The organism is Cyanobacterium stanieri LEGE 03274 (assembly GCF_015207825.1).
In the GTDB taxonomy this organism is placed as follows: domain Bacteria; phylum Cyanobacteriota; class Cyanobacteriia; order Cyanobacteriales; family Cyanobacteriaceae; genus Cyanobacterium; species Cyanobacterium stanieri_B.
In genome coordinates this window covers 1-17,919 of sequence record NZ_JADEWC010000030.1, presented here as the reverse complement: position 1 = coordinate 17,919, position 17,919 = coordinate 1, and the positions used below count along the sequence as shown (strand labels likewise).

The window sequence follows — 17,919 nt, the reverse complement described above, 5'->3', positions numbered from 1 at the left end:
CCATTAGAGTTGTTACCCATTTCCTGTCTCAACTTTGACAGTTAGGACAAAAATGGGTCGATCGCCCTGATAACTTCATTTTGTCGATAGGTGTATTACATACCCTACAGGGTTGCCCTTTTCTGCCATATACCCAAGCCTTACCCCCATAGTTACCATTAACCCCCGTGATATGGAGAAAGTCACTAAAACTTGTTCCCCCTGCCTTGATAGAATCGTTTAATACCTCAATGATGGCGATTCTTAATTTTTCAATTTGTGGTGATGTGAGGTTACAGCTGATAGTATTAGGCATGATGCCACTCTTAAATAAAGCCTCATCGGCATATATATTACCAATTCCTGCCACCACAGTTTGATCGAGTAGTAGGGTTTTGATATTACGACGGCTTTTGCTTAATTTTTCTTGGAAATATTCCACGGTAAACTGAGGGGAAAAAGGCTCAACTCCTAATTTTTGTAAACCCGTTACCACCGTTTCGGGGGGATTATCGTTTTCTAACCACCAAAACTTACCAAAGGTGCGAGTATCCACAAAACGTAATTCCTTGCCTCCGTCAAAAAATAATCTTACCCTTGTATGTTTTTGTAACTCACTATCTTGATTTATCCATAATAACTGCCCTGTCATACGTAGATGTACCCCTAACCATCCCTCCGACAGTTGGGCCAATAGATATTTACCTCGACGATGCCATTGAATAATCTTTTTTGTGGTGATGCCCTGTTCAAAGGAGGCGACAGAATCAGGGTAGGCTAGGGTACGGGGTAATAATACTTTAGCAGATTTAATGGTAAGTGCCGAAGTCGTTTTGTTTAAACCTCGACACACTGTTTCTACTTCGGGTAATTCTGGCATAAATTCAAAAGATAATTGATAAACAAGATAATAGCGGATTGATTATCCTTCAATCAATTATCCATTGCCGAAATACCTTGATATTTATTTTTTCTTAGCAGGGGCTGGGGTGACAACTTCTAATTCGCTTTCGGCGAAGTTGTTGGTATTTACACCCCCTGCACTACCACTAAAACCGTTGTAGTTAACTTTATCAAAACGAACAATTACAGGGTAAATAATACCGCTTTTATCAACTGTTGCAACGGTGCCTACGTCTTTGTACCAGTAGGATTCCTTGCGTAAGATTCTTACTTTTGCTCCACGTTCAATTGCCATAATTAAATTATTTTTCCAAAAATATTATCTTTAGATAACAGATTACTACTTGTTAGCCCTGATCGCACCATTTTTCGTTTTAAGTTTTATTAAGAGGTCAACAATTGACAATGGACGATGGACAATGGACAATAAGATTTTGATGAGTTAACAGAAGAAGGAAGTAGTTTTATGGCGATGCAAATGAAAATATATGTCCCCCCCCATCCTTTGGTTAGGCATTGGTTGGCGGTGGCACGGGATAAGAATACTCCTTCTACTTTGTTTAAAACTGCGATGGTTGAGTTGGGGCGTTGGTTGACTTATGAGGCTATTCGAGATTGGTTACCCACTATCGATACTCAGGTGGAAACCCCTGTAGGTGTGGCTGATGCTAGTTTTATTAATCCTCAAAGTGCGATCGCCACTATTCCCATTCTAAGGGCGGGTTTAACTTTGGCCGAAGGCGCTCAAACTGTTATTCCCCTTGCTTCTACCTATCATCTTGGTTTGGTGAGGGATGAGAAAACCCTTAAGCCTTCTTGTTATTTGAATAAACTACCTGAAAAGTTTGCCCTTGATACCCGTATTCTTATTTTAGATCCGATGTTGGCTACTGGTGGTTCGATGATGTATGCTTTGGAGGAAGTGTCTAAACGGGGCGGAAATATCGATTTAACCCGTATTATCTCTGTGGTGGGGGCGCCCCCTGCCCTGAAGGAGTTAGGCACGGCCTACCCATCGTTAACTATCTACAGCGCCATGATTGATGAGGAGGTTAATGATGCTGGTTTTATTGTACCTGGTTTGGGGGATGCGGGCGATCGCTCTTTTAATAATGCTTAATTTTTGTTAATGTAAATAAATGCAGTTACCCCATGGAAATAAAGCAATATTGGGCAATAAAATCGAGAGTTATTGTTTAAATATTTATCACGAAAAGGGCAAACATAAAGCCATTTTATTTGACGCAAAGTTAGGTATCACAATTGATAATGCTTATATTCTGAAAGAGGCATTACTATCAGCAGCCATTAGAGAAAAAGTTAAAATAGTTAAGGAAAATGACTATGGTATCCACTACAATATGAAATTTATCTTACAAACGAATGTTGGTGAGTCACTAATTCTTGTCGGTTGGATTATTCGAAGGGGAGAAACTTTTCCCCGATTGACTAATTGCTACCCTGTCAAAAAATAACAAAAAGCTATGAAAAAAATTAAGGACTTGGATTTAGTCGCACTATTGGAAGATATTACTACCAGCCATTATGAAACAGGAGAGCAAATTATTCTTTATCAAGGACAAGTTGGTACGGTGGTAATGGAATATGATGATTTTGTTTATGAGGTTGAATTTAGTGATAGTTATGGGCAAACCTATGCCATGGAAACTTTAAAAGGTAATCAATTGATGTTATTACATTCTGATTTGGTGTCAGTTGCTTAATTTTTGTTAATCACCATAGTCAACAAATCTTAAAATATTGGATAATGGAAGGGGAACAAATATTGAGATTTGCAAGTTAATTATTGGATAACCATATTATGAGTGAGAAAGATAATTTTGGGAGTGGTTTTTTGTTGGGTACAATTATTGGTGGTGTTGTGGGTGGTGTCATAGGTGCGATCGCATCTAAAAAAGTTAATGAAATGGGGCAAAATAATGCCGATTCTGATTTAAATTATCGTGATCATAATTTTTTAAACAATACAGAAAATATTGAAACAGCAAGATTAAGTTTAGAAGAGAAGATAAATCAATTAAACCACGCTATTGAAGATGTTAGGGTTACTTTGGTTAACAATTCTGAATTAGGGAAAAACGGTAATTAGTCAGTTATTTAATCTACATCATACAAACAATTACCGCCTAAAGTTGGTCAATATTTTTTACTATTACCAATTTTGATAATTTGTAACAATAGCTACTATATAATTTTGTCTTGGTGAATGGAAAAGTAACCATATTATTTTGCTGAAAATTAGATTAAAAAATCTAATAAAACTATTCAATTATACTAACAAAAATTAAAAATATCTAGTGGCTAAAATTCAGAATTAAACCATAAACAGTTGATTAGATAAAAATAAAAATGAACCCTTCTTTCCCTCTAAATTTTGGGGACAACGAATATTTAACAATCATTGAAAATATCAGTGATGGCATATTATTATTAAATCACAATAATCAGGTTATTTATTCTAACAAAAAGGTTCAAGAATTATTTATAGATTCTTCAAAAGATGATCATATTTTATCTGAAAATAGCTCACGATTCATTAAAATTCAATGGTTAGAATCAGAGTTAAACAAAATTATTAAATCAGAAAAACAAGCAATTCAACTTACCAAAAAAGTTAACTCTAATATAGGTTTAGTCTGGTTAAATATAAAAATAATTAATATTAGCAAAATTCCTCAAAAAATACCAAGAATCTTAGTTACTTTTACAGACATAACAAAGTTAATTTACACCAAAGAAAAGCTAAAGGCGATCGCACTTTACAACCTTAACGGATTAATGGTAACAGATAAAGAAGGAAAAATATTATTTATCAACTCCATTGGGAAAAAAATGTTTGAAGGGAAAGCCAACAAAATGTTTGGTGAATTATTCGGCATTCCCTTAGCCTCCTCAAAATCCACAGAAATTATCATTCCCCGTCAAAAAGACAAAATGTTAACCATTAATATGAATGTCAAACCGATTCAATGGGAAGATAAAAAAGCCTATCTAATTACCTTCGTTGACATTACCCATAGCAAAAAAATAGAAGAACAATTAAAATTTTTACATCAAGCATCAGAACAAAGTCCAGCATCCATTATTATTACCGATAACAGTGGCATAATTCAATACGTTAACTCAAAATTTGAAAGGGTAACAGGCTACACCAGAGAAGAAGTCATCGGTAAAAATCCTCGTATCCTCAAATCAGGGGAAACCAGTAAAGAAGAATATAAAAAAATATGGCAAACCATCTCCAGTGGAAAAGAATGGCATGGAGAATTTCATAATCGAAAAAAAAATGGCGAACTTTTTTGGGAAATCGCCTCTATCTCACCCATCAAAGATGAATACGGCATCATCACCCACTATGTAGCCGTCAAAGAAGACATTACCGACAAAAAACAACAAGAAGAATTACTCTCCCACCAAGCCAACTATGATTATTTAACAGAATTACCCAATCGCCTTTTGGGTATGGAAAGATTAAAACAAGAAATCAGTAAAGCGCAACGCAATAAACTTTCAGTAGCCCTTATTTTTCTTGACTTAGATAACTTTAAAAATATTAACGATACCCTAGGGCATCAATACGGAGATGAATTATTAATAGTTGTTGCCCAAAGACTGCGTAATTGTTTGAGGGAAAGCGATACCGTTGCCCGACTAGGGGGCGATGAATTTTTAATTATCATATCCTCCCTAACATCCGTTTCTCAGGGAGAGATAATCGCCTCTAAACTTCTTAATGCCATGAGAAAACCTTTTATCATTGCGGGGGAAAAAAGATTTGTTTCCGCTAGTATTGGTATTACTTTTTATCCTCAAGATGGTGATGATATTCAAAACTTAATTAAAAATGCTGATTTAGCTATGTATGAAGCTAAAAAGAAAGGGAAAAATAATTTCAAGTTTTTTGACGATAAAATGAATCAGGTTGCCCAAAAGAAAATGCTACAGGAAACCTATTTACGTCAAGCATTAAGAAATGATGAATTATTCTTAGTTTATCAACCTATTTTTGAATTAAAAACAAAAAAAATTATTGGGTTTGAGTCTTTAACCCGTTGGCATAATGATATTTTGGGAGATGTTTCCCCCGTAGAATTTATTAACATAGCAGAAGAAACTGGCTTGATAATTGATTTGGGAAAATGGTTATTAGAAAAGATTTGTCAACAGTTATTTATTTGGCAAAAAGAAGGTATTGATATTTATATTTCCATGAATTTATCTCCTCGACAATTTAGAGATAGTCATTTGGTAGAAAGTATTTTAGAGACAACTAAAAAGTATCAAATTAACCCTAAAAATTTAAAATTAGAAATAACTGAGCAAGTATTGGTAGAAGATATTCCCATTGTTAAACAATTATTATTTCAGCTTAATTCCCTTGGATTTGAACTTTATTTAGATGATTTTGGTACGGGCTATTCTTCTTTGAGTTATCTAAGAAAATATCCTTTTACACTAATAAAAATTGACCGTAGTTTTGTTTTGGATATAGAAGAAAGTGATAAAAATAAGGCTTTAATAAAAACTATGATTTCCATGGCTCATAATCTCAATTTATCGATAATTGCTGAAGGGATTGAAACCCCTAATCAATTGGATTTTTTAAAATCGGAAAATTGTGCCGCTGGGCAAGGTTATTTATTTAGTCGCCCCTTGGAGGCAGAAAAATTACTAGATTTTATTTCTGGCGTTGAAAGGTGAGAAAGGGGATAATACAATGGAAGATGTTATTTTTTGATTAATTTATATATAACTTAAACAATGGATTTTAAAGTTAATTCTAGTTCGTTTTTAGATTGGAATGGAGATATTCTTGCCCTTGGTTTTTTTGAGGATGATACTGAGTTAACAGGGGATATAGCTAGTTTAAATGACAAGTTAGATGGGGTAATTACGGAGTTAATCGAGGAGAATGATTTTAAGGGTAAGGCTAACTCTACCCTCACTGCAAGGGTTGGTGCTAAATCTCCTATTCGTAAAGTGATGTTGGTGGGTTTAGGCAAACAGGAAGATATTACTTCTAATGGTATCAGATTAGCCGCAGGGGCGATCGCCCGTAGCACAGCCAAAGAAAATGGTAAAACCCTAGGTATTGCTTTAAATATCAATGAATATGAAGCAGATACCATCGCCCAAATGATTACCGAAGGAGTAATTTTAGCCCTCCACAAAGATAACCGTTTCAAATCCGATGCCAAAAACGAAGTAAAACTAACCAATGTGGATATATTAGGTTTACAGGCTTCCGACAACGCCATCACTAAAGGCAAACAAATCAGCGATGGGGTAATTTTAGCTAGGGAATTGGTAAACTCTCCCCCCAACGACATCAACCCCATTACCCTCGCCCAAATCGCCCAAGATTTAGCCAAGGATTACAGCCTAGAATTAACTATCCTTGAGAAAGAAGAATGCGAAAAATTAGGCATGGGAGCATTTTTAGGAGTTGCCCAAGCCTCCGATATTCCCCCCAAATTTGTCCATCTCACCTACAAACCCCAAGGCACAGCAAAACGTAAAGTAGCTATCATCGGTAAGGGTTTAACCTTCGATTCTGGTGGTTTAAATCTCAAGGTGTCGGGTAGTGGTATCGAAACCATGAAAATGGATATGGGAGGCGCAGCGGCTACCTTTGGGGCTGCAAAAGCCATCGCCCAACTAAAACCCGATGTGGAGGTGCATTTTATCAGCGCCATCACCGAAAACATGATTAGTGGTAAGGCAATGCACCCTGGTGACATTCTCACCGCTTCCAATGGTAAAACCATCGAGGTAAATAACACCGATGCAGAAGGGCGTTTAACCCTCGCTGATGCCCTTGTATATGCGGATAAGTTGGGAGTTGATGCCATGGTGGATTTAGCTACCCTCACGGGCGCTTGTATCGTGGCTTTGGGTAACGACATTGCGGGTTTATGGACTAGGGATGATAAACTTGCCCAAGATTTGAGCGTTGCTTCTGAGGGCGCTGGGGAAAAATTCTGGCAAATGCCCATGGAAACCGATTATTTTGATATTATGAAAAGTGCGATCGCCGATATGAAAAACACGGGTAGTCGCGCTGGAGGCTCAATCACCGCAGCCCTTTTCCTAGAACAGTTTGTGGAAAATACCCCCTGGGTGCATCTGGATGTGGCAGGGCCGGTTTGGGCAGAAAAGGCTAATTCTATCAACAATGAAGGGGGTACGGGTTTTGCTGTGCGCACCCTTGTTAATTGGGTATTGGGTTAAGTAGGCAATAGGCAATAGTTTTCAATGGTTTATGGTTATAAATTGATAATCTAAACATTTTAAACTCTCGTTTTTGTTACAAGTTTTTGAGAATGTGTTTTAAGGGGCGCTGGGTAAGTGTTAGGTTTATTTTAATCAGATTTTATTTTCGGAGGGTTTAATTATGGGAGAAGCTAAACGCAGACAAAAGAATTTAGGGGAAGACTATGGCAAGGAAGAAAGGGTTGTTTCTTGGTTTCCTCTTACCAAAACTCAGGCTTCTGATGCTTATAAGTTAACCACTAGAGGCGCATGGGTGGGCATCATTTCCCTTGGTGTCACTTGGGCTATTATTCGTTTTATTGGCCCTGCTTTTGGATGGTGGCAAGTTAATTAACAATTGACAATTGACAGTTACTGAAGCATCACAATATTCGTTTTTTACTATCAAGTAAATCTTTCTTAGACTTCTCCATAAATAATTTTTCGTTGGCTTGTAGTAAAGGCTTTAGCCTTTAAAATGCCTATTATTGGAGATGTCGAAGACAGAGGGGTAAAGATTTAAAGGAAAGAAAAAAATTCAGATAATTTTTAATATATACAAATGAATTATTTAATCGCAGTATTATCCGATAGAATTAAAGCGGAGGAGGCTTACACGGCTTTGGAAAAGGCTGATATTCCCCTCAAGCAGGTATCTATTTTGGGTAAGGGTTATAAAACCGCCGATGAGTTTGGATTTCTTGATCCTAATAAACAAGGGCGCGAAAATGCTATTAGGATGGCATATTGGTTGATTCCTTTTGGTTTCTTTGGGGGTTATACTTTTGATGCTATTACTGGTTTAGATACTTTTGCATGGGCTGGTGAGCCTTTTAACCATATTATAGGTGGTTTTTTAGGGGCGATCGGTGGTGCGATGGGTAGTTTTTTTGTCGGTGGTAGTGGTACTTTATTACAGGGGGCTAGTGATGATTTACCCTATCGCAATCGCTTAAATGCTGGAAAGTATCTGATTGTGGTGCAAGGGGATGATTTTATTAAAAATAAAGCCACTCTTATTTTACAATCCTTGAAGCCTGAAAATTTACAAGGTTATGTGGAGAATTGACAATTAACAATGGACAATTGACACTTAATTTCATGGTCAATTTGTCTAACTTATTTTACATTTGTTATATAAACATTATCTTGTTAAATTATTTTTTGGGATTGTCAGAAATATATAAGAATAAAAAGCAATTATTTTTAGTGTTATAAATTTAAAATCTTTTCCTAAGTTCAATTATTATCAATTATCAATTATCCATTATTAGATGTTACCGAGAGAAGATATTTTAAATAGAGTTGAAAATCGAGCCGAAATTGCTAAAGTTTTGGATAAAGCTGAACAAGCAATAAAAACATGGGAATTGGTGGTTACTGATTTTTTATCGCCCCCTGTATTAGCGGAAGTGAACGAAATTTTTGCCCAGTTAACTGAGGTGCAAATTATCCCTTGGGGTGGTTTTCCTCAAGCGGAAAGGAAAAGGGTGGGTATTCATCGGGAGGAGATTCCCTGTGATGTTTCCCAGATGCCTGTGGTGGCTTTGGATATTGCTGGTAACTTTTTGTTTGATACGGCTACCCATCGAGACTTTTTGGGGGCGATTTTGGGTGCTGGGGTAGTTAGGGAAAAGGTAGGTGATATTATCGTTTTGGGAGAAAGGGGCGCCCAAGTGGTGGTAACTCCTGAAATGGTGGATTTTTTTGAGTCTTCTTTGGTGCAAGTGCGCTCTGTGCCTGTGAAAACCAAGAGAATTGAGCTTTCAGATTTGAAGGTAAGAGAACCCAAAAAGAAGGAAATGACTACCGTAGAGGCTTCTTTACGCCTAGATGCGATCGCATCTTACGGGTTCGGTTTATCCCGCTCAAAAATGGTCGATGCCATTAACAATGGTGATGTAAGGGTAAATTGGAAAGAAGTTACCCAATCTAGTTACAATCTCAAAACAGGTGATTTAGTCTCTTTTCGAGGTAAAGGGAGATTGGAAATCGGCGATATTAGTATTACTAAAAAAGAGCGTTATCGCATCGCCTTAACCCGATTTGTGTAATTTATAGCAGGAATAGTTAATGGGGCATTCCTTATCTTGGGGATGAAATATTGTTGAATTACACTAAATGTTTAATATTAAAACTATTATTACCATTGCCTATTGCCCATTGCCAATTTTATTATCCAACCCTAATTAAACTTTTTCAGTATTATAGATATAATGGACGATTTTACCCCAGATTTAGCAGGATCATCATTACCACCCCAAAATATAGAAGCAGAAGAAATTATATTAGGAGGTATATTATTTGATCCCAATGCCATGGGTAAAGTAGTTGATATACTACAACCAGAGGCTTTTTATGTTCAAGCCCATCGTCAAATTTATGAAGCCGCCAGACATCTTTATTTTCAAGGTCAACCTATCGATTTAATGACTATTTCTACTTGGTTAAATGACCAAAATTTACTAGAAAAAGTAGGTGGAAATACGAAGATAATTAGTCTATTAGATCGTACTGTTTCGGCGGCTAATATTGAAAGATATGTACCTTTAATTACTGAAAAATATATCAGACGTTTATTAATTTCCACCGCCAAAGAAATCGGTGAATTAGGCTTTGATACCACCAAAGATTTAGATAATGTTTTAGATGAATCTGAACAAAAAATATTTAGCCTTACCCAAGCAAGAATCCAAGAAGGTTTAGTACCCATTTCTAGTACATTATTAGATACTTTTACCGAAATTCAAGCCTTCCAAGAAAAAACCGCTTTACCCGGTATTAGTTCAGAGTTTTATGATTTAGATGGCATGACAGGGGGATTTCAGCGCTCGGATTTAATTATTATTGCCGCGCGCCCGTCCATGGGAAAATGTTTAAGTAGTGATGCAGAAATTGTGCTTGATGATGGTAGCATTGCCACCATTGAGGAAATATATCATCGTCGTCAAGGAAAGGTTTTAACCCTCACCGATAATTGGCGATTTGGACTAACTCAACCGTCTAATTTTGTGGATGATGGCATTAAGCCAGTTTTTAGGGTAAAAACCAAATTAGGGCGTTGTATTGAAACGACTTTAACTCATCCTTATCTAACTATTCAGGGATGGCAAAAATTATCACAGCTACAGGAAGGGGATAAAATTGCCGCGCCTCGTAAGTTGCCCATTTTTGGTGAGGAAACCATGCCAGAGTATCAGGTAAAACTGTTGGCATATTTTATCGGTGATGGTTGTTTAACTCGTAGTTGTCCTCAATTTACTAATTCTAATCCTCTTTTACAACAGGATTTTATTGAATCTATTAGTTATTTTGAAGGGATAAAGGTTAAACGGGAAACATCACAAGATACTCGGATTACTAGCTTTATTGTTAGCAAAAATTTGGATTTTATCAAAGAAAAAAGGTTATTATTTGCTCAAAATTTAACAATAATTATTAATAATTGCCAATTAACTTCTGCAAAAATAGCTGATTTAATAGGAGTACGTCCTTCAGTAATTTCTAGTTGGAAAAAAGGGATTTATGCACCGAATAAGGAGCAATTAAATAAGTTATGTTCTATCTTGAATATAGAGCAACATCAATTATTAGATTCCGAGATAAATTTAATTAATAAAAATCAAAAAAATATAGTTACTTTATGGTTAGAAAGTATAGAATTATGGGGGAAAAATGCCCATGATAAATTTATTCCTGATTCTATCTTTAAGTTATCTAAATATTTAGTAAGTTTATTTTTAAATCGTCTTTTCTCTACGGATGGTTGGTTAACGGTTTTAAAAAGTAATCAGGTACAATTGGGATATGCTACGGTGAGCGAAAAATTAGCTCGTCAAGTACAGCATTTGTTATTAAGGTTTGGTGTTATAGCTCATTTAAAACAACGTTCTGTTAAGTATAAAGATGGTACAAATAAACTATGGCAATTGAATATTACCGATGTCAATTCTATTAAGACTTTTATTGATGATATAGGTATTTTTGGCAAAGAAGGGGCTATAAATCGAGCAAAAAAAGCATTAGTAAATAAGAAAATTTATAGAACTAATTGCGATTTAATCCCTTTGGAAATATGGAAAGAAATCGAATTTCATAAAGGGGATGAAAGTTGGTCAAGTTTAGCTAAAAGGGCTGGAATTAAAGGTTATAAAAATATTCATCAAGGAAAACGATGTTTATCGAGAGAAAGATTATTTAAACTTGCTTTTGCCTTGAATAATTTACCTTTACAAAATCTTGCTACTAGCGATATTTATTGGGATGAAATTGTTTCCATTACATACATGGGTGAAAAACAGGTTTATGATTTAACGATTCCCGAAACCCATAATTTTGTTGCCAATGATATTTGTGTTCATAATACAAGTTTTGCTCTTAATATCGCTTCTAATGTGGCAAAACATTCTAATTTAGCGGTGGCAATCTTTAGTTTGGAGATGTCAAGGGAGCAATTGGCGATGCGTCTGTTGTCGGGAGAAGCAAGGGTAGAGAGTAACCGCCTCAAGTCTGGCAGGATTACGGAACAAGAGATGGAGCCTTTGATGAGTGCCATGGGTACTTTGGCGGAGTTGCCCATCTATATTGATGATACTGCTAATTTAACGGTGATGCAAATGCGATCGCAAGTTAGACGTTTACAAGCGGAAAAAAAAGGACAATTAGGACTGGTATTATTAGACTATCTGCAATTAATGCAGGGAGGGGGTGATAACCGTGTGCAGGAATTGTCAAAAATGACAAGGGCGCTCAAAGGTTTAGCAAGGGAAATTAACGCTCCTGTAATTGCTCTATCTCAGTTGAGTAGGGCAGTGGAGCAACGCACAAACAAACGCCCCATGTTATCGGATTTGAGAGAGTCGGGATCAATAGAACAAGATGCGGATTTAGTGTTAATGTTATATCGTGACGAATATTATCACCCTGATAGTGTTGATCAAGGAGTAGCGGAGGTAATTGTGGCAAAACATCGTAATGGCCCCACGGGATTAGTAAAACTCCTTTTTCGTCCTGAATTAACCCAGTTTTTGAACATGAAAAGAGGGTAACAAATGAAGATAAAAGAACTTATTTTTTATCCTATCAAATCTTGCCGAGGGATTCATCTTTCCCATGCAAAAGTGGGCGACAAGGGGTTATCAGATTATAACAATAGTTTATATTACGATCGCACCTTCATGATCGTTGATGAATCAGGTAAATTTATCACCCAAAGACAACACCCCCAACTAGCCAGAGTTATAGTAACCATTGACGGGGAAAAAATTACCCTCAGTTTTGATAACTCATCCATGGATTCTATTACTTTTACTCCTCAAAATCAGGGTAATATGGTTGAAGTACAAGTATGGGGCGATCGCACCCTAGCCATTGATCAAGGAAAAGCAGTCGCCCAGTGGTTTCAAGAAATTCTGTCCATGAAAGGATGTCGCCTAGTCAAACAAGACGACTACAACATTCGAGCCATTAACCCCCAACATAGCACCCAATCAAATCAACCCGTCAGCTTTGCCGATGGCTTCCCCTATCTCCTCACCAATACCGCCTCATTAGCCTATCTCAATCAAAAACTAGAAGAAAAATACCCCCACCAACAGCAACAAATATCCATGGATAGATTTCGCCCTAATATTGTCATGGAAACCGATACCCCATTCATCGAAGACACATGGGAAAACATTACCCTTGGTGAGATAAAATTTAAGATAGTAAAACCCTGTAGCCGTTGTAAAATAACCACCACAAATCAAACAACAGGCACTGTAAACCCTCTCAATGAACCTTTAAAAACCCTCAGCACTTTTCGCAATATACCCCAACAAGGAATTATGTTCGGGCAAAATATGATCGCCCTAAGCAATGGACAATTAACAATGGATAATTGACAATTATTTAATTATCCTGAACTGAGGTTATTTATAACTAATTATCCGAACTTGATATTAAACCTTTAACCTATAACATACAGGGACATAGCATACTACGCCCCACCATACGGACAAATTCCCAACTCAGGTTAAGTTAAAACAGTTTCTTCAGAAGCCCTAGACTCTTCCTCCTGCGGTGTAGATTGCGATTTAGAACCCACAAAAGAGAAGTTAAGGGGTTCATGTAACAACATATATAAACAGGGAATCAAGAATAAAGTTAACAAAGTTGCCAAAGATAAACCCCAAAAAACCACAATACCCAAGGGTTGTAAAAATTCCCCCCCATCCCCTGCCCCTAAAGCCAAAGGATACATCCCTAATACGGTGGTGATGGTAGTCATCATAATTGGGCGTAACCGTTGCGAGGCGGCCTGAATCATACAGTCACGGCGACTGGGTTGGGAAATGGCAGGATCGGCTTTTTGTTCTTCATATAGTTGATTTGCCAACTCTACCATGACAATGGCATTATTAACCACAATACCCACCAATAACACAGCACCGACAATCACCGTTGCACCTACAGGGGTTTGAGTGAAATATAATCCATAAATACCTCCCGATAAAGCTAAGGGTAAGGTAAACATAATAACTAAAGGATCAATTAAAGAATTATATTGCACTGCCATCACCACAAAGACGAGGAAACCAGCCAAACCAGCTAAAATTGGTAAAGAAGACTGTAGCTCATCATTACTTTGTCTGGCATAACTAGGTAAAATTCTAATTCCTTGGGGTAAATCAATATTATCGACAATGGTATCAATTTCATCTAAGGCCGGTCCTAAATTAGCACCTTCGGCCAAATCACCCGTGATAATATATACCTGTCTTTGGTTAATACGTCTAATTTCACTGGGGGCCGAGCCTGTTTCGATGGTGGCTACCTCTCCTAAACGAATCAGACGATTATCACCCGTAAAGATGGGAATGTCTTGCAAATCATCGGCACTATTGACTTGATCTGAATCTAATTGTACATTTATATCCACTAACCTAGTTCCTCTCTGTAGTTGCGTGGGTATCACACCACTAACGGAAGTGCGTAAGGAGTCGGTAAAGTCTTGGATAGTTAAATCGAAGTCTGCCAATCTTGCTAAATTGGGGCGAATAATTACTTCAGGTTGACGGGGGTCACTGTCGGGGGTAAAGTCAGATAAATTAGCTTCTTGATCCAACACTTCCACGATTCTTGCCCCAGCGGTTTCGAGAATATTTTGATCATTTCCTTGTAAAACCACATCCACATCGGCTCTGACGGGGGAATTATTCAGGTTTAAACCCCTTACCCTACCTGGGAAAGCTCGAATACGAATGTCAACTAGATTCATCTGGGCAAATTCACGGTTAATTCTCCCTGCAAATTCTTCTACATCAGTACCAGGTTTGAGGGTAATATCACTAGAACCCCTTAAAACATTTTCGCTGGTATTTCCTGCAAATAAGCCTCCCCCTGCAGTGGTGAAAACATATTCTGTTTCTGGTTGGGCTTGGATGATTTCATCTACTAAACCCATAACCCTGCGGTTGGTGGCTAGGGTGGTTTCGGTGGGGAAACCGACTCTAACGTTAACTTGCCCTGTGTTGATGGAAGGTAAAATTTCTTGGGGTAGTTGTTGGGCAAGGTTGAAGCTAATTCCCCCTAAACTTAGGAATATAACTATAACGAATATCCAACGGATATTGACAAGAAAGCCAAGGGTTGATTGGTAACGTTGATTGATTTTGTCAAAGGTTTTGTTAAACCAATAGATGATAAAAAATTTACGAATGTTGCTACTCCATGGCACTGCAAGGAGTCGGGAGGTGAGCATGGGTACGATGGTTAGGGCGACTACGATGGAAGCTGCGATCGCAAAGCTGATGGTTAATACTAACTCACTGAATAATAAAGACAGTAATCCGCCTATTAAAAGAAACGGTAATACCGCCACTAAGTTGGTGCTAGTGGAGGCGATGAGGGCAGATTCTACACTAGAAGCACTTTGAATAGATTTATCTATAATTTGATTACGCCAAAAACTTGATTTTTTAATTCGTTTATTGGCAGGTACTTTGGTTATTTCCTCTGTACCTCCCACAAGGGTTTCGAGCATGACAATGGAGTTATCTACGACGATACCCACCCCCAGGGCTAAACCTCCAAGGCTGAAGACATTAAGGGAAAAGCCTGATAGACGCATCATGATGATGGCTGCTAGGGTAGCTAGGGGAATGGAGACTACGATAATAAAAGTTTGACGCAGAGAGCCTAAAAAGAGTAAAACGGCGATCGCCGCTAACCCTGAACCCGTCAAACCTGCCATAATCACATTATCAATGGCATTTTCAATAAAAATCGACTCATCGAGGGTAGGCAAAAACTCAATACCATCAGGTAAAACCGTTCCCCTTTGCAAATCCTCAAGGCGTTGTTTAACATTTTCAATCACCTCAATAGTATTAGCATCAGGCTGTTTTTGTACACTCACTTTCACCGCAGGAACACCATTAAGGGTAACAAAAACTCGTTGTTCCTCGCTACCATCCACCACTTGAGCAAACTCCCGTAAATAAACCCGTCGCCCATTTTCTCCACTACTAAAAGAAAGATCATCTAAAATGTCCGCTGAGGAAAACTTTCCCGCAACCCTAGTTAAAGGCTCATTATTTTCCCCCAACAATCTTCCCCCCGTAATATCTTGGTTGGCAGAATCCAACTCACTTAAAACCGTGTTCAAATTTACTCCTAAAGCCTGAAGACGATTTAAATCAATGTCGATTCTTACCTCCTCATTAACACCCCCAGACACATCCACCGATGCCACTCCCGGCACAATGGTTAATTCTCGGGCGATTTCATCTTCCGCCAAAATTCTCAAGTCCAAAACATCCAAATTTTTCGATGTCATGGCAAACTCATAAACGGGTAATTGAGACGGATCAAACTTAAATAGCCTAGTATTATCTAAATTATCAGGTAATCTTCCCCTTGCACGGTTAAAAGAAGCCGTAGCATCATTGAGGGCTTGATCAATGTTTCCCCCTACCCGAAAAAACAAATCAAGACTTACACTATCTTCCCTAGTGCGGGAATAAATTTGTTCTAATCCTTCCGTGGCAGATAAGGCTTCTTCCAAGGGACGAGTAATTTCTTCTACCGCCACTTCTGGGGCAATACCGTTGGTGCTTACCCTAACTCCAATGCGGGGATAAGTGATAGAAGGTAACAAGTCCACAGCAATATTATTAATAAAAAATACGCCGATAACCATTAATGCCAATGTCAACATAATCGTACCAATGTGACGGCGAATGGCTACACCGCTTATGCTAAAGCCTTGATGGGAATTATTTAGATCTGATTTCATTGTTTGAGGGGATAAAGTTCATAAAACTTAACATCAATGTAACACACTGATTTGAGGATTGATTGCAATGCCTCATGGCTTTAGACTTAGAGGAATAAGAAAAGGTTTAAAACAATGGACAATTAATAATTTTATTGATTATCTAGGGTGTTTCAAACGGATTTAATTATTTTCAATAATCTGGCATTGCTTAATCATTGTATGAAATATAGTTGAATAACATTAGAAATCGAGACGTGAATACATTGCTACCGTTGCCCATTCCCTGTTCCCTGCCTTAACGAGAAATCATATCTAAAATCAGCAATGCCAATAATTCTTTTCTTGTGAAAAAAAGTCGTAAAAAACGTAAAAAATCCCCCAAAAGAGGGAGATGTTTTGAAATTAACGATTGACCTTACATTTTATTGAGATAAAAATGGTAAAGCGATGGAATTACCTGATTCTGATTTGTGGGCAAGGTTGACGAAAATTACTAGGGGTAAAATCCCTGTTACAATTCCTAACAATACGGGAATGTAGAAGTTTGCACCAATACTCATTACCATGGCAAAGGTGAAATTGCCTATATATACGCCCACGGGAATGGTTAGGGGAATGTTGTTGAAGTCTAGGGGTTTAAAACGCCAAATGATGGTGGCAACACTCATAAATACTACCCCTGTGCCGAACCAACCGACAAAGTTTTGGTAGGGCATTCCAAAAAAGGCTCCGGGTTGATCCCATAACCAAAAGGGCATAGAAGTTTGGCTCATGGCTGGATCGAGGACAAAATCCCAAGAGGTTAGTAATAATGAACCAAAGACGATCGCCCCTAAATCTTTCACAAAATTAGGTAAGGAGAGTTTTTCTAAACCCACCCTTGTGATGATATAACCACAAAAACCAAGATAAAACCAAGATAAAGGAATGGTAAAGGGAACTAATCCCGAAATTTTGTATCCTAAACCAGACAAGTAGTGATAATCTCCGAAAGGAAATCCTGTGCTAGTGCCTAGTAATTCGCTTATTAAGGAAATTCCTAGGGCGGGAATCATAAACCCTAACCAATGCCATAGTCCTAGTTTACGGTAAGCGAAAAGGGCGATCGTTGCCCAACCCAAAATCATATATACCACACCACCACCAATCATCGACCAACTAAAAGCCGACTGCCCGATAGGCGGTAAACTAGCCACAAATTCAGGATGGGGTAACACCAACAACAACCCCGCCAAACCAAAAAACATCGCCAATATATGCCCAATGAAAAAGTACCCTTCTTTTTCTCTCACTATCTGTTTAATCAATTTTTCTTACCCTCTTACTTAATTTTCAATAATTTGATGACATTCTTACTTTCCCTTGACGGGCAAATTTATATCTTTATAGTCACCATTTTATTAAATTTTTCTAAAAATTATTAAGAATAGTTAAGAGAATCATTGAAAATTGAAAACTGATAATAAATTACTATCACCCCCACTCCCCATCACCCTATCTCC

The 17,919-nt window shown here is 37.6% G+C and carries 15 protein-coding genes; 11 read left to right on the top strand and 4 right to left on the bottom strand.

Translation table 11 applies throughout. The features are described 5' to 3' along the window. Positions 1 to 28: 28 nt before the first annotated feature. On the bottom strand, positions 29 to 859 hold the full coding sequence (locus IQ215_RS11870) for a DNA-formamidopyrimidine glycosylase (RefSeq protein ID WP_193801630.1): 831 nt from the start codon (positions 857 to 859) through the stop codon (positions 29 to 31). 84 nt (positions 860 to 943) lie between these two features. Beyond that, the gene (locus tag IQ215_RS11865; protein ID WP_193801629.1) at positions 944 to 1,177 is read right to left on the bottom strand and encodes a photosystem I reaction center subunit IV; all 234 of its coding nucleotides are present in this window, start codon (positions 1,175 to 1,177) and stop codon (positions 944 to 946) included. Between the two features lie 171 nt (positions 1,178 to 1,348). Between IQ215_RS11865 and upp the strand changes: the two genes are divergently transcribed. The 11 genes from upp to IQ215_RS11810 all read left to right on the top strand — a co-directional run bounded on the left by upp (position 1,349) and on the right by IQ215_RS11810 (position 13,040). After that, on the top strand, positions 1,349 to 2,002 hold the full coding sequence (gene upp, locus IQ215_RS11860; RefSeq protein WP_193801628.1) for a uracil phosphoribosyltransferase: 654 nt from the start codon (positions 1,349 to 1,351) through the stop codon (positions 2,000 to 2,002). A gap of 19 nt (positions 2,003 to 2,021) precedes the next feature. Then, positions 2,022 to 2,357 carry a DUF6883 domain-containing protein gene (locus tag IQ215_RS11855; RefSeq protein WP_193801627.1) on the top strand — a complete coding sequence of 112 codons (336 nt, stop codon included), beginning with the start codon at positions 2,022 to 2,024 and terminating at the stop codon, positions 2,355 to 2,357. Positions 2,358 to 2,366: 9 nt separating this feature from the next. Continuing rightward, complete coding sequence (locus IQ215_RS11850) at positions 2,367 to 2,606, top strand: DUF4926 domain-containing protein (RefSeq protein ID WP_193801626.1); 240 nt, start codon at positions 2,367 to 2,369, stop codon at positions 2,604 to 2,606. Between the two features lie 98 nt (positions 2,607 to 2,704). Continuing rightward, complete coding sequence (locus tag IQ215_RS11845; protein ID WP_193801625.1) at positions 2,705 to 2,992, top strand: hypothetical protein; 288 nt, start codon at positions 2,705 to 2,707, stop codon at positions 2,990 to 2,992. 260 nt (positions 2,993 to 3,252) lie between these two features. After that, on the top strand, positions 3,253 to 5,604 hold the full coding sequence (locus tag IQ215_RS11840) for a sensor domain-containing protein (protein ID WP_193801624.1): 2,352 nt from the start codon (positions 3,253 to 3,255) through the stop codon (positions 5,602 to 5,604). Positions 5,605 to 5,664: 60 nt separating this feature from the next. Further along, positions 5,665 to 7,134 carry a leucyl aminopeptidase gene (locus IQ215_RS11835; protein WP_193801623.1) on the top strand — a complete coding sequence of 490 codons (1,470 nt, stop codon included), beginning with the start codon at positions 5,665 to 5,667 and terminating at the stop codon, positions 7,132 to 7,134. A gap of 163 nt (positions 7,135 to 7,297) precedes the next feature. Further along, on the top strand, positions 7,298 to 7,510 hold the full coding sequence (locus IQ215_RS11830; RefSeq protein WP_193801622.1) for a DUF2839 domain-containing protein: 213 nt from the start codon (positions 7,298 to 7,300) through the stop codon (positions 7,508 to 7,510). A gap of 207 nt (positions 7,511 to 7,717) precedes the next feature. Next, positions 7,718 to 8,224, top strand: coding sequence for a hypothetical protein (locus IQ215_RS11825; RefSeq protein ID WP_193801621.1), 507 nt, complete (start codon positions 7,718 to 7,720; stop codon positions 8,222 to 8,224). Positions 8,225 to 8,429: 205 nt separating this feature from the next. Then, on the top strand, positions 8,430 to 9,209 hold the full coding sequence (locus IQ215_RS11820) for a photosystem II S4 domain protein (protein WP_193801620.1): 780 nt from the start codon (positions 8,430 to 8,432) through the stop codon (positions 9,207 to 9,209). Positions 9,210 to 9,371: 162 nt separating this feature from the next. Continuing rightward, positions 9,372 to 12,203: a replicative DNA helicase gene (gene dnaB / locus IQ215_RS11815; protein WP_193801619.1), complete on the top strand. Its 2,832-nt coding sequence runs from the start codon at positions 9,372 to 9,374 to the stop codon at positions 12,201 to 12,203. Between the two features lie 3 nt (positions 12,204 to 12,206). Beyond that, positions 12,207 to 13,040 carry an MOSC domain-containing protein gene (locus IQ215_RS11810; protein ID WP_193801618.1) on the top strand — a complete coding sequence of 278 codons (834 nt, stop codon included), beginning with the start codon at positions 12,207 to 12,209 and terminating at the stop codon, positions 13,038 to 13,040. A 131-nt stretch (positions 13,041 to 13,171) separates the two neighbouring features. Here the strand turns inward: IQ215_RS11810 and IQ215_RS11805 are convergent, their stop codons facing one another. Further along, positions 13,172 to 16,435 (bottom strand): efflux RND transporter permease subunit, encoded by a 3,264-nt coding sequence (locus IQ215_RS11805; protein ID WP_193801617.1) that lies wholly within the window; start codon positions 16,433 to 16,435, stop codon positions 13,172 to 13,174. A gap of 404 nt (positions 16,436 to 16,839) precedes the next feature. Then, entirely contained in the window at positions 16,840 to 17,721 is an 882-nt protein-coding gene (gene cruF / locus IQ215_RS11800; RefSeq protein WP_347239033.1) for a gamma-carotene 1'-hydroxylase CruF, read from the bottom strand. Between the last annotated feature and the right edge of the window lie 198 nt (positions 17,722 to 17,919).